Source organism: Acinetobacter sp. LF10 (genome assembly GCF_048585715.1).
Taxonomy (GTDB): Bacteria; Pseudomonadota; Gammaproteobacteria; order Pseudomonadales; family Moraxellaceae; genus Acinetobacter.
On sequence record NZ_CP184160.1, the window covers coordinates 695578 to 709615 of the forward strand.

Here is a 14038-nt window from a genome sequence, read left to right on the forward strand (position 1 = left end):
GAGTTTATGTTCGTGCTTCAATTTATTTGTCGATTGTTTTGGACTTTTTTCCATTCAATAACAGTGCAAATTAATATTGTAGGGAGGATGAGAACAAATTGCAGATAACCAAAGGTGATTAAAGGTGATGGGGTGAGTATAGCAAGAATTAAAATAAAGGGTGCAAGCATAAAGCCTAAAATGCAACTATAGATCATGCTGCGCATTAAGGATATTTGAGCAAGCTTTTTGGCAAAGAAATGCTGGAACAACAATTGAGTGATTATTGCAGGAATGATACCAAGTAAATAACCAAAGGGTGTAATTAAAAATAATCCTCCAATCATTGGAAATATGATTGAGGGCGTAATGAGACCTTTTAAAAAGCGTATTGGATCACCAAACATAATGGGGCTATGAATTGTGATTACAATGATTAATGTTCCAATAAATGGTCCCCAAATGACAAATGCTGAACTAAGCCATTTAGGTTTCTGTGGAAAGCTCGTGTTTGTAATAGGCATATTATAAGTTTTATCATGGTTTTATTTTTGCACACTAACACAAAAAAAGACTTCCAAAGAAGTCTTTTAAGTCACTAGACGCTGATTAAGACACTTTATCGCCAGCTTTAGCGCCAGATTCAGGTGAAATCACCCAAACACCTTCGCCATTACCTGCGGCAAGTACCATACCGTTAGAAATACCAAAACGCATTTTGCGAGGTGCAAGGTTTGCCACCATCACCACTAATTTGCCTTTTAAATCTTCTGGCTGATAAAACTCACGAATACCACTAAACACATTACGTGGCTCAGCTTCACCTACATTTAAAGTGAGTTGAAGTAATTTATCAGAACCTTCTACCGTTGCAGCTTCTAAAACTTCAGCTACACGAAGGTCAACCTTCATAAAGTCTTCAATACCAATAATTTCAGCTTCACCTACTTTAGGTTCAGGCTTTTTCTCGGCTTTCTTCTCTTTTTTCTTTTCTACTTTTGGCGCTTCTGCCGCAGCAGCTAAAGAATCTTTCGATGCATCCACCATCGCAGCAACCGCTTTAGGATCAACACGCTGCATCAGTGGTTGGAATTGAGCAATTTCGTGTGCAACGAGGATTTGCTGACGTGATGCAAAGTCAAAGCTTTCAAGTTGTAAGAAAGACTGAACTTGAGCCGCAAGGGTTGGCAATATAGGCGATAAGTAAACGGCAAGCTGACGGAATAAGTTAATACCAACCGAGCAAACATCATGAACTTGTTGTTCTTGACCTTCTTGCTTCGCAAGCGCCCACGGTTTTTTCTCATCAATATATTGGTTTGCTTTGTCTGCAAGCGCCATGATTTCACGAACTGCCGCAGAGAATTCACGTGCTTCATAAGCTTGCGCAATTGAATCGCCCGCATCAATAAAGCTTTGAACCAGTTCAGGCTCAGCACAAGTGTTGGAAAGTGTATTATTGAAATTGCTGTTAATGAATTTTGCACAACGGCTGGCAATATTCACGACTTTACCCACAAGGTCAGAATTCACTTTCTGAACGAAGTCATCTAGGTTCAAATCTGAATCTTCAACTTTGTCAGAAAGTTTAGACGCAAAGTAATAACGTAAATATTCAGGATTCAAGTGCTGTAAATAAGTTTCAGCTTTAATGAATGTGCCGCGAGACTTCGACATCTTCTGACCATTTACTGTCAAGAAACCATTCACGAATAAACCTGATGGGGTACGGTAGTTTGCACCTTCAAGCATTGCAGGCCAGAACAGCGCGTGGAAATAAACGATGTCTTTACCAATGAAGTGATAAACTTCTTTATCGCTATCTTTTTTCCAGAAGTCATCAAAGCTTAAATCAGGGCGTTTGGTTTTGATGTAGTTTTCAAAACTCGACATATAGCCAATCGGTGCATCGACCCAAACATAGAAATATTTGTTTGGCGCATCTGGAATTTCAAAACCAAAATAAGGCGCATCACGTGAAATATCCCAATCTGATAAACCTGCTTCAAACCATTCATCTAGCTTGTTGGCAATCGAAACAGGTAAACGACCTTGATCACGCGTCCATTTTTGTAAGTATTCTGAGAAATTCGGAAGTTTAAAGAAATAGTGATCTGATGATTTCTCAACAGGGGTCGCACCACTCAATGTTGAGCGTGGATTTTCTAACTCTGTTGCATTGTACGTTGTACCACAGACTTCACAGGCATCGCCGTATTGATCTTCTGATTTACATTTCGGGCATGTGCCTTTAATAAAACGGTCAGAGAGGAACATGCCTTTTTCAGGATCAAAAAGCTGATTGACAGGACGAATTGCAATATTGCCTGCTTCACGGTTCTTAATATAAATTTCTTCTGAACGCGCTTTGTTCTCATCACTATTGGTTGAATCATAGTGATCGAAATGCACGCCAAAACCATCAAAATCACGAATGTGCTCTTTCTGAACATTGGCAATTTGCGCTTCAGGGCTGATGCCATTGGCTTCAGCACGTAACATGATCGCTGTACCATGAGCATCATCCGCACATACGTAAGTCACGTCATGACCCATTGCACGCATCGCACGAACCCAAATATCTGCTTGGATATAACCGAGTAAGTGACCCATATGGATAGGACCATTGGCATAAGGAAGGGCATTGGTGACTAAAATTTTACGCACGGATATTGTTCTCTCATTCGTATTTACAAGGCAAATGATTTTACATGACTTAAGAGCGACTTGCACAAGGGAATCGGTGAAATCTTTATAGCCTGATGGGAAATCATTATTTTCAAACTTCATACAAGCTTCACTTTGGCTTCAACCAAAACACATTTCATTTGTTAAGAATAAGTACAATCTCAAAAATAGAGGAATAGAAATGAGGTCTTGGTCTTTGGTCTGTGCATCACTCTCAGCTAGTTTAGTTTCTGTTTTTAGTTTTGTGATTCCATTTTGCCTGTTTTTAAATTTTCGACAGAATCACCTGATTCATGTGGTCAGTGATGGCATGGAAGTGATGATGTATTTGACCCCAATACTCATCGTTTTGGCTTTTATCTTTTATCTGATTGTTTTTGCAGTATTGAAATTGCCCACTCAGATTTTTGACTTATACCAGTTTTTAAAAACAAGTTTTGTGATCTTAATTGCTTGGGCTTTACTTGTCTTAATGATTCTATTCGAAGATCAGGTCAATCAGATTGATTTTGCAACTTTAAAGATCGGTGTTTTGATATATTTCATCATGCTGCCGATTCTGGCGTTAGGATGTATGAGTGCGAATAGTTGTTATTTTGTGATGAATAAAGTATATCAAAAGAACAACAATATCCTATTTTGATTAAAAGTATGCATCCCTAAGGATTACATACTTTGCATCTGCTTAACGGTCACACTTTGCTTAGAGTTCTTTCTTAAAGAGATGATTTTTCCTTTAGATAAGAAATGAATGTGATAGCTCTTTAGGCCATCTGTTTTCGGATCAACCGTGATTTCAGCAAAGAGAGGCGTTTGCCAAAGTTCATCACTTCCTAAAGTTCCCAACCAAGCTTGAGCTTTGATCACAGCCGTAAATTCATTTTTGATTTCTAAATTACTAATACTTAGTTCGCTACACCAATGAACGGTCTTTGGAAATTCAACTTTTGAAAATTTCCAACAAATTGAAAGTGCCAAGCTTGATGCAATTCCAGCATAATCATTGCTCTCATTATGAATAACGAGAAGTAATTGTTCTGCTAAATCACCCTCAAAAGAATCAATCATATTTTGAATTCTTTTTTTACTCGACAGGATATAGTTCAAACGTTTTTGTTGGGCTTGAAGTTCATTTTGGATGTCTAAAAGTTCATTTTCATTCATATATAAAGCTTTATAAATAATATAGATTCTGATAATGCAAAAGTATATCTGATCTAATTGTTTATATTGTGAATAGTTTTTAATTGAAATTTGATGGTTGTAAAAATGATCGAAACACCCAGACTGATTTTACGTCAATGGTTAGAAACAGATTATTCAAGTTTTGCAGAGATGAGCGCTAATCCAGAGGTTATGCGGTATTTTCCAAAAATACTTAATCGATCAGAAAGTGATGCTTATATTGATAAATTAAAAGCAATCATTCAAAAACAAGGTTGGGGTTTTTGGGCAGTGGAATTAAAAGAAACCCAACAATTTATTGGTTTTGTGGGGTTACATGATCAACCCACACAATTTTCCTTTTCACCTTGCGTTGAAATTGGTTGGCGCTTAGATCACGCTTTTTGGGGGAGGGGTTATGCGCCAGAAGCGGCAAATGCTGCCTTAGCTTTTGCTTTTGATCAGTTGAAACTAGAAAAAGTTGTATCTTTTACCACACTAGATAATAAAAAATCTCAAAAGGTGATGGAGAAGATAAAAATGAGAAAGATCACTGAATTTCAACATCCTGCTTTAGATCTCAATCATCCATTAAGCTAGCATGTGCTGTATGAAATATCTAAACAGGAGTTTAAAGGGTAAAACTGCTGTTATTCTTTTATATGATTTTTATATCTAAAAATTCAAAAGGTTACCGAACAGAAATGATTTGAATCTTCCTGTATCCCATTTGTTTCAATTTGCATCAATTTCTCTAAATATCCGCAGAATCTTGTATAACTGTAACTGAAAGCAACAGTAATTTATGACGATATAACAAGAGGAACAAGACATGAGTAATGACAAAATTGATCAGTTAAAAGAGTTCGCATCAAAAGACTTGGAGCAAACTAAAACAGATTTACAGCAAGCCAAAGACAAAGTCAGCGAACTTGGAAATGACATCAAGCAAAAAGGTCAGGAAACTGTCGAAGACGTTAAAAACTTTGCAGCTAAAGATCTTGATCAAACGAAAGCTGATCTGCAACAAGCAAAAGATAAAGCGAATGAGTTGAAGCAAAAGGGTGAGCAAGCTTTAGATGATTTAAAAACAAATGCAACGGATCAGTATGATGAGGGTAAAGCTGCTTTATCTGCTAAAGCAGATGAGCTGAAAGAAAAATTGGCAGATACTCAGCATGCAGCCAAAGAGAAATTAGATCATTTAAAAGAAGAAGCAAGCCATAAGTTAGAAGATGCCAAAGCAAAAGCTGCTGAATTAAAAGATGAAGCAGCTGCTAAGCTTGAAGATCTAAAAGCTCAAGCGAGCCATAAACTGGATGATTTAAAGAAAGCTGCAACAGATACATTAAATAAATTCAAAGGTTAATCTTTTGATGACTATTTAAGATTCACGCTTATACTCAGAGAAGAAAACACGTTCATAAAAAATGAGCAATTATCTTCTCTGGGATGAGCGTCCAATCTTCAATACTGCTAAACTAGCCAAACTCAGTGATATATTGATCATCTGTTTCTGGAGTAAACAAAATGTCGTGGCTTTCTTCCTTAAAATCTGTTTTTTCACCAGCACAAGAAGTGAAGGAAGATGAAATTCAAACTGTTTTACAAAATTATGTGCTGCCACATTCTGAAAATGCATTAAAAGATCGTATCAGCCAAGTGAATGTACAAGGTCGAATTTTACAACTCACGATTAATACTTTTCCTCAAGAAAAAGATCACTTACAACAGATTCACGATGAACTCGCTGAAGCTCTGGAAAAATGCGGTATCCAAGAGTTAAATTTACATATTATTCAACAAAAACATGCAGCGCATGGTGAAGCAGGTCATAGCTGCTCATCGAAGCCAAAAGCAGAAAATAGCAATTTACCACCTGTAATGGATGCTTCTCCTAAAGCGGAAGTCGATCCCAATAATCCACCGATTCAAAAAGCTGCACCACAACAACGCGATGTGACTGCACATCCACGTATTCAAAATGTAATATTGGTATCATCAGGTAAAGGTGGCGTTGGTAAATCAACCACCACAGTGAACCTTGCACTTGCTTTACAACAACTTGGTTTAAAGGTTGGTGTTTTAGACGCGGATATTTATGGACCTAGTATTCCAACCATGTTGGGGAATGCGGGACGTACTCCACAAATTGAAAATGAAAATTTTGTGCCTTTAGATGCGTATGGCATGGCTGTGCTTTCAATCGGACATTTGATTGGTGCGCACAATACCCCTGTGGCTTGGCGTGGTCCTAAAGCGACTGGTGCATTGATGCAACTTTTTAATCAAACACTTTGGCCAGATTTAGATGTGTTAGTGATTGATATGCCACCTGGTACAGGTGATATTCAATTGACTTTGGCACAACGCATTCCAGTAACAGGCGCGGTGATTGTCACGACCCCTCAAAATGTTGCACTTATGGATGCGGTAAAAGGAATCGAACTCTTTAACAGAGTAAATATTCCTGTACTTGGTGTTATTGAAAATATGTCGACACATATTTGCTCTAATTGTGGGCATGAAGAACAGATCTTTGGGATAGGTGGAGGAGATCAATTGTCTGAGCAATATGATATTCCTTTATTAGGACGTTTACCTTTAGACGCAAAAATTCGTGAACATGCAGATAATGGTAAACCAAGTGTGATTGCTCAGGATGCAGCGGCAGAGAGCTACCTCAATATCGCACAAGCTGTATTAAAACAAATGGATAAATTGCCAAAACGTCAGCGTGATGAAAATCGTATTTTCTAAATTTGAAAAGCCTCTAATTTAGAGGCTTTTTTTAATTTCATTATTTGATTGCAGTGCTTGTTTTCTTTTTTTCCAAGCATTCACTACGCTCCAACGCCAAAGTAAATGTGTAATTAAATAAAAACTGATCGCAAATAAAATCGCTTCAATCACAAGTCCTGACACTAAAATCTTTGCAAGGCTGAAATCAATATGGCCATGACCAAAATTCTTAAGCCAATTCAAAATTTGATGTAAAACACCCAATAACATGTCCGTATTGATCATATGTACATGATAAATTTTAGTTCCAAACCAAAAACCTAAATAGAGAATTGGAACGACAGTGAGCGGATTGGTTAACCAAGCCATACATAGGCCAATAGGCAAGTTTACTTCAAACCATAACACAGTCAAAATAATGAATAGGCTATGAAAAGGGACAGGTAATATTCCCCAAAATGTTCCAATAAACATGGCTTTCGCGATAGAACGACGGTTCACATACCAAAGCAAAGGATTTAAGGTGCGTTCACCAAAAATTCTCATAAATTTTAGACGAGCCACTTTCTCTGATGAAGGCAGCCACTTATTAAAAAATTTCTTAGGCATAAGCGAAGAAGCACATTGAAAGAAAAAGTGAACGAATGTATATAAAATAACATTATTTACTTATTGAAAACTTAAAATAGAACCAAAGTTTATCTTGTTAAAAAATAAGAATACTTAGAATACGTTATATGTGTTGTATTTTAGCGTATGTTTTTACTCATGTGACTCTTGAGTAGAGTGTACTTGTAATTAATAAAATATAGATAAAACATTTATTTAAATAGGCTCTCGTCATAAGTGCTTACAGTTAAAATTTTGCTATCAACTGGTAACTATATTAATCTAAATTTATCTTGTAGTGAGGTCATTCGATGATTTCATGGTTTTTTATTGGTTTAGTGATAACTATTTTGCTCACTCCTGGTCCAACCAATACTTTACTTGCTTCCTCTGGTATTCAGGTGGGATTGCGTAAATCTCTATTGCTGATTCCTGCAGAAGCAATTGGTTATATTCTTGCGATCAGTGCATGGGGAATGTTGATTGGTAAAGTCTCAGCGACATTACCTTTATTACCAACATTTTTAAAACTATTAAGTGCAGGGTATATTATTTTCCTAGCGATTAAATTATGGCGTACAGCAAATCAAGAAGTGATCTTAAATCAACCTACAATAAGACCTAGAGAATTGTTGTTTGCAACACTATTAAATCCTAAAGCTTTATTATTTGCTTCAGCAATTTTCCCAACAACAGCATGGCAAGCGCAAGAAATCTATGTTGCGCATATGAGTAGCTTTGTTGCACTCATTCTTCCAATTGCACTATTTTGGATTTCGGTTGGCGCTGTGTTGGCAACCAATAAAGTAAAATGGTTGTCTCAATCTAACTTACAGCGCACAGCATCAGTTGTACTGATCAGTTTTGCCATTCCTATTAGCTATTCAGCTCTAATCAATCTCTAATTCTAATTTTCTGCTGCCTTGAACCACCTAGGTAGCAGGGTTCTGTTGTTTTCATTAATGTCGTTTTACGTTAAAGTACTCGCCAATCATTAACTTAGATTTTGGATAAAAGTCATGGCAATAAAATCTGATCGTTGGATTCGTGAAATGAGCGAAAAACACGGCATGATTGAACCTTATGCAGAGAATCAAGTCCGTTTCGATGAAAACGGAGAAAAGTTGATTTCTTATGGGGTGTCTAGCTATGGCTATGACGTCCGTTGCGCACGTGAATTTAAAGTTTTTACCAATGTTCACTCTGCAATTGTTGATCCGAAAAATTTTGATGATAGAAGTTTTATCGATATCGAATCAGATGTCTGTATTATTCCACCGAACTCATTTGCTCTAGCGCGTACGATTGAATATTTCCGTATCCCACGAAATGTCCTAACAGTATGTTTAGGTAAATCGACTTATGCCCGTTGCGGTATTATCGTGAATGTAACGCCACTAGAGCCTGAGTGGGAAGGTCATGTTACGCTTGAGTTTTCAAATACAACGAATCTCCCAGCACGTATTTATGCGGGTGAAGGTGTTGCACAAATGTTGTTCTTTGAAAGTGATGAAGTTTGTGAAACATCTTATAAAGACCGTGGTGGTAAATACCAAGGTCAAACAGGTGTAACTTTACCGAAAACATGATTTGTAAATTACATTTTGCAACAATCATAATTTTTTTGGTTGTTGCAATAGAAACCTTATATTTAAAGAATAAAAAATATAATATTCATACACATATTTAAAAGAAATTATTTAAAAACAATAATTCATTCATCGGAAAATAGAAGGTTTACCTAATATATTTTGCATTTGTGTAAATTATCGGCATAATGAAGAATGAATATATATGGGTAAAGTTACCTGTGTCTGAGTGATGTTTGGATACAATTTCTCTTTTAGGGAATCACTCAAAAGGAAGTTAGAAAAATAACGATGGTGCGGAGCATCGCGTAATGGGAAGGTCAAGATGACTACACTTCATACGGTATCATTTCAAAAAACTGTTTTGGCGACTTTGATTGGTTTATGTCTAAATCAGTCAGTTTTTGCATTGCAAGAATTATCAGACGATGGTTTAAGTGAAACCACTGGTGAAGGTATCGCTTTACTACCCCAAGATACTTATATGATTTTCCGTGGCGCAGGTCCTAACGAGGCTACTCCATTGGCTGGAGCGGATGGGATTGCTGGTAATACGGATGATCGATTAAATGATACTGGTTATATTCGTTACATTCCTGTTGGCCCTTTAACATCGGAAGCTAGTGCAGCTGGTGCTGGTAAAGCGGATTTATTTTTATATGGTTTAGCGGTATCTAAATCTGATAATAATACCAATACCCGTATAGCAAGTACTGCTGCTAATGCAAGTATTAAGAGCTGGGGAACAGCAAGTAATCCTTGGTTATTAAAGGCAAGTACTGCTTACAATGTACCTGATTTTTATGTCAATGGTACAAATGGTGGTACATCTAAAAGTTCAGTTACTTACCTTTCTATGGAAGCTCCACTTTATAATCAAAGTCTTGCTGGACTTACATCAGATACAGGGCTAGATGCTTATAAACTTAAATTGGGTTTATGGGCTGATGCTTTCGTGAGAGATCCAAGTAAAATAGAAGGTGACGCAAATCAATTTTGCTTAAATGGTTGTACTCGTAATACAAGTGCTGTAAACACGGCGCAAATACCACGTGAAAATCGATTACGATTGCAGGCGATTTGGAATAATTTCAGTGTAAATGGAAGTAATTTACAATTGTTCCAAACTTTAGGGGGAGTTGGTCTTTCTGGTGATACTGGTATCAATAATGGTATGAGTAAATTTTATAATAATACTCTTGGAGCTTCAGGTATTTTGCGTTTTAACAGTGGGGATGCTGCAAATGTTAAAGCAACTTACAATGCTGGTGTATCAACAAGAACTTATAATACAGACAGGAATGCTACAGCAGCATCAACAGGATGGTCAAACACAGAGGTTTGGAATACCTATGCTAATACCAGTATTTTAGGTGGGGATAATGGCTCTGCTGGCGGATGTAATGCTGGTGGTGTCCAATTTGGTTCTGTTGCTTGTCAATTCCGTTATAGAGATCGTGCTGTAAAAGATACCGTTTCTGGAGCATCTTGGACTGCACCAGATCCAAATGGAAGTAATGTTTTACGATTGAGTACAAAAGAAACTTCAAATACTAGTTTAGTCTCGACACCTGCTTTGGGTGGAGGAAATGCACCTACATTTGCAGCAGATGATGGAATATTTATTTATAACCCTAACATTAATTTAGTATTAGGCTCACTCTATCAACCAGTTGTTTTAGGTTCCGATGGTAAAAACTTTAGTTTAGAAATAGCTCGGATTCCAAATAAACAGGAAATTTACACAAAAATTTATACTCGGTATGCTGGTGATACAGGTGATGCTGGGGTGACGTATTATGGTTCTACCTGTAACGTTTACCAATGTGGTAGCTCAACTGTTGCTGGGTATCAGGGTGGATCTGCTTTAAATGATTATTCATCTACAGCTTTAGCAGGTAAAAAGCTTGCGACGCATAGTAGTATTAGTTTTGGTACTGTGAAAAGTAATGATGGTGGGCAAACTCTAGTTGCTGATAGTAGTGTTGAAGCATTAGGGATATTTTTTGGCACACCACAAAATAGAACGAATATTTCAGGAACTCAAATTTTTAGGGAAGCTCAATATCAACAACGGCAGCAACGTGTTGATACCAGTTATATTGTGACAGATCGTTATCGACTCACGGTTTCTAATGGTGCTGGTGGGTTATTTGGTGGTGGGGGTACTGCGACTAGACAAGATCCATATGGTCGACCTTCTATTTCCTGTAATTATACTGGAGGTCTTTTCGGACAAGGTTGTTCGAATTCAGTTGATCGTTGGTACAATACTTCTGGTAATCATGTTGATTGGGTTTATTTAACTAATGTTGATGCAAGTGGTAACAAGATCTTTGGCAATGACGATGGTACTTATGCTCGTTATTGTACGAATACCACAACAGATTGTTTAACTTGGTACAATGGAGCAGCATTAGGTGCTAGTGGTACAGGGAATGGTTATCCTGCAGCTGTTACCAATGTAAATCAAATCATTGGCGGTAGCATGGCGAATCCTGGAAGTGGTCAGCGTGGTGCGGATGATTGTTGGCCTGGCGAGTCAGGTGGTGCGTGTAATGGTAGTTCTGGTAGTACCACAACAGGTGGATTGTATGGACTATCACGTTTAAGCGCAGTGAATAACGGTGGTAGTTCTAATACACCTACCCCAACGCATGTGAATAATACAAATTGGACGTATGGAACACGTGCAAATGCACCTTGGTTTAGAGTTGCAGGTGGACAAGAAGCTGTTGCATATGGCTCAGGTTTAGGATCTTCAACTGCTATCTCTTCTGATATTGTGCCAACTGCGATAACAGGTGGTGTGAATCCATCAGCATTAAATAACTTTGGTTCAGCTGTGATTGATGGGCTGTTAATTCAGCATATGAAAATAACAACGAAGGGATTATAAGACGGGAGTCATCATGTTTAATTTTAATATTTTGGGCTTTAGTATTGCTACTGTTTTATTTAGTCAAGGACTATATGCATCTTCAATGGTTGACTTAACTGATGATGAATTATCAAAAGTACAAGGACAGGCTTTAATGAGTCTCTCTTATATCTCTCCTGTTGATACAAAAAATTTAGAATCAACTCGCACAGGAAGTACTAAAGATATTGGTTTCTATAAATTAGGTATGGAAGCAGAAATTGAATTAAACGCAAATATTAAAAAACTACAGTTAGGCTGTGGTGGTGTAAATGGTATTGGTGACTGTGATATTGATATTGATAATTTAAGTTTAAGTGGTTTAAAGGTTGATAGTAATGGTAAACCTCTTGCAATGACTAATGAGGAAAGAGCTGCTTCTTCGGCAAAAATAACCAATCCATTTATTGAATTTGCAGTTAAAAATCCTGAGTCTGCTTCTATGCGTCAAGTTATAGGATTCCGTTTAAGTGCAGAAAAAGCGCTAGGATTATTATCAGCTGGAACGGAAAATACTGGAGTTGCAAATGGTATTAATACTATTTCTGGCTATATGAAAGTACAGTCTGACAGTTCAGGTATCATAAAAGGGTATGCAACGACAGCAGCAGCGAGAGATAATCTTTATGGTACCTATTTAAATCCAAATGATTTAGTGATTACAGGTGCCCTAACAGCATTAGGTTTAAATGGAGCCGATTTTAAGACTTCTGGTGGTGGTTTTAATATTCCTACGATTGAAAGGAACTATTTTGAAATTCCAGCAATTTTAGTTAATGAAACTAGAGCAAAGTCTAAAATTTTATCAGCTGCTGTAAAGGTCCCTAATATCTATGTTGGTGGACCTGGTGATGCAAACTACCCTGTGAATGGGTCCGTGCAATATAACTCAAGTGGTCCACATGATCCAGCATACCCAGAGCCTTCAGCTATTTATACACAAGGCGGTCGTGTTGAAGCAACAGTAACAAGATGCTATGGAATTTCTTGCCTTGTCGCGCAAGAAGGAGATGTATTCAAGAATATTTATATGAATGGGCAGATTTCAAATATTACTGCAAATTTAAATCTAAATCAGTCTTTAGGTTTAATTCATAATTTACCGATTAACTCGCCATTTTCTTTATCTTTACAGCAACAAGCATTGCAGTGGCCAGGAGCGAAATCGGATGATGTTGCACAAAAAGGTTGGTGGATGTCATTTAATGATCCAGTGAATATTGGATATGTAGTTCCGCAAGATCCTATTGATATTTCTCCACTTTTTCCTCAGATTGCAAGTGCTGTTTCCTACTATTTACGCCGTGGTGGTGGTAATGAAGCAAATACAAATGATCTTGGGGGCTTGTTAGGAAGTGGGGATTTAACAGTGAATATCGGAAATATCGATTTAAGAAATAGTGCGTTAAACTTAAATATTAGTAACCTTAAATTAACAAATCAAAATTTTGCACCTAACTGTTGGGGTGGTTTGAAGTTTTGTTAATAGCTATTTTCGGGAAGAAAGTGGTGGTTTAGTAATCAATAGCTGGTTTTGATGCTATAAGTAAAGGATATTATAATGAAGAAAATGATGATTTTGCTCCTATTCAGCACAAGTATAGTACATGCTGAATTAAAAACTTTGGATAGCCAAGCTTTGAGAGAGGTTGAGGGGCAAGCTGGAGCAGATTTGTCATTGAAATTTTCATTAAATCATACCAGTACTTATCAATTTGATGATGGTGTTGGTGGTGTTTGCGATAAGACAGCGAATAATAATACTGGTTTAGGTTATTGTCATTTAGGACTTTCGGTAAATAAACGATTTGTTAGTAGTCGTGTGCAAGGAGCTAACACTTTGTGGGATGTACCAGAAAGTGATCCAACTTTAGCAAATCCAGCAAGAAAATTATGGCTAGTGTTCAAGGGAATCCAAGGAACTGTTGATATTCAAAAACTAGGTTTAGATGGTGTTGATTTAGTATATCAGAATGATGGTGGAGTTGATCAGATTAAACCTTCTATGCAACTTAGCCTTGATGCTAGTATGCCTATTTTAATTAGAAATTTTGGTTTTAATGCACTTGCGATTGAACAAGATGATTTTACAAGTTATATCGATTCAAATGGTAAAGTGGTTGAAGGTTCTGCTAGTACCCCACCAACTAGTGGGTATGGATATTTAAAAGCAACGACTTATAACGCAACGAATGCTGCAACATCGTTATATGATCAGGGTAAGGAAACTGGGTTTGTTGGTATGAGAATGAATGGTAATCTTGCTATACAAGGTAAGATCATGATGTTTGGTTGTGATAGCAGTCATCCACGTTGCTAGAGCTAGAGATTATCAAGGATTGAAGTG

At 37.2% G+C, this 14038-nt stretch carries 13 protein-coding genes; 9 read left to right on the top strand and 4 right to left on the bottom strand.

Annotation, left to right across the window (positions count from 1 at the left end; all coding sequences use genetic code 11):
* Positions 1-17: 17 nt before the first annotated feature.
* Entirely contained in the window at positions 18-503 is a 486-nt protein-coding gene (locus ACN19N_RS03330; protein ID WP_331276178.1) for a hypothetical protein, read from the bottom strand.
* Between the two features lie 85 nt (positions 504-588).
* The gene (metG, locus tag ACN19N_RS03335) at positions 589-2646 is read right to left on the bottom strand and encodes a methionine--tRNA ligase (protein WP_420001962.1); all 2058 of its coding nucleotides are present in this window, start codon (positions 2644-2646) and stop codon (positions 589-591) included.
* Positions 2647-2848: 202 nt separating this feature from the next.
* Here metG and ACN19N_RS03340 point away from each other — a divergent pair, with 202 nt between their 5' ends.
* The gene (locus ACN19N_RS03340) at positions 2849-3310 is read left to right on the top strand and encodes a hypothetical protein (RefSeq protein WP_420001963.1); all 462 of its coding nucleotides are present in this window, start codon (positions 2849-2851) and stop codon (positions 3308-3310) included.
* A 23-nt stretch (positions 3311-3333) separates the two neighbouring features.
* On the opposite strand, the gene ACN19N_RS03345 is transcribed toward ACN19N_RS03340, so the two are convergent.
* Complete coding sequence (locus ACN19N_RS03345; RefSeq protein ID WP_420001964.1) at positions 3334-3831, bottom strand: hypothetical protein; 498 nt, start codon at positions 3829-3831, stop codon at positions 3334-3336.
* Positions 3832-3936: 105 nt separating this feature from the next.
* Here ACN19N_RS03345 and ACN19N_RS03350 point away from each other — a divergent pair, with 105 nt between their 5' ends.
* The 3 genes from ACN19N_RS03350 (at position 3937) to apbC (ending at position 6591) form a co-directional block, all read left to right on the top strand.
* Positions 3937-4431, top strand: a complete 495-nt coding sequence (locus tag ACN19N_RS03350) for a GNAT family N-acetyltransferase (RefSeq protein WP_420001965.1) — start codon at positions 3937-3939, stop codon at positions 4429-4431.
* A gap of 232 nt (positions 4432-4663) precedes the next feature.
* The gene (locus ACN19N_RS03355; protein ID WP_269229698.1) at positions 4664-5200 is read left to right on the top strand and encodes a hypothetical protein; all 537 of its coding nucleotides are present in this window, start codon (positions 4664-4666) and stop codon (positions 5198-5200) included.
* A gap of 161 nt (positions 5201-5361) precedes the next feature.
* On the top strand, positions 5362-6591 hold the full coding sequence (gene apbC / locus ACN19N_RS03360) for an iron-sulfur cluster carrier protein ApbC (protein WP_269229699.1): 1230 nt from the start codon (positions 5362-5364) through the stop codon (positions 6589-6591).
* A gap of 18 nt (positions 6592-6609) precedes the next feature.
* Here apbC and ACN19N_RS03365 read toward each other — a convergent pair whose 3' ends face one another.
* Positions 6610-7182 (bottom strand): DUF2062 domain-containing protein, encoded by a 573-nt coding sequence (locus tag ACN19N_RS03365; protein ID WP_269239127.1) that lies wholly within the window; start codon positions 7180-7182, stop codon positions 6610-6612.
* A 311-nt stretch (positions 7183-7493) separates the two neighbouring features.
* Between ACN19N_RS03365 and ACN19N_RS03370 the strand changes: the two genes are divergently transcribed.
* The 5 genes from ACN19N_RS03370 (at position 7494) to ACN19N_RS03390 (ending at position 14011) form a co-directional block, all read left to right on the top strand.
* The gene (locus ACN19N_RS03370; protein WP_269229701.1) at positions 7494-8087 is read left to right on the top strand and encodes a LysE family translocator; all 594 of its coding nucleotides are present in this window, start codon (positions 7494-7496) and stop codon (positions 8085-8087) included.
* A gap of 114 nt (positions 8088-8201) precedes the next feature.
* Complete coding sequence (dcd, locus tag ACN19N_RS03375; RefSeq protein WP_004663684.1) at positions 8202-8771, top strand: dCTP deaminase; 570 nt, start codon at positions 8202-8204, stop codon at positions 8769-8771.
* 325 nt (positions 8772-9096) lie between these two features.
* A complete protein-coding gene (locus ACN19N_RS03380) occupies positions 9097-11670 on the top strand; it encodes a hypothetical protein (RefSeq protein ID WP_420001966.1) in 2574 nt (857 codons plus the stop codon).
* 13 nt (positions 11671-11683) lie between these two features.
* The gene (locus ACN19N_RS03385) at positions 11684-13177 is read left to right on the top strand and encodes a hypothetical protein (RefSeq protein ID WP_420001967.1); all 1494 of its coding nucleotides are present in this window, start codon (positions 11684-11686) and stop codon (positions 13175-13177) included.
* A 75-nt stretch (positions 13178-13252) separates the two neighbouring features.
* Positions 13253-14011, top strand: coding sequence for a hypothetical protein (locus tag ACN19N_RS03390; protein WP_087547007.1), 759 nt, complete (start codon positions 13253-13255; stop codon positions 14009-14011).
* Positions 14012-14038 lie beyond the last annotated feature (27 nt).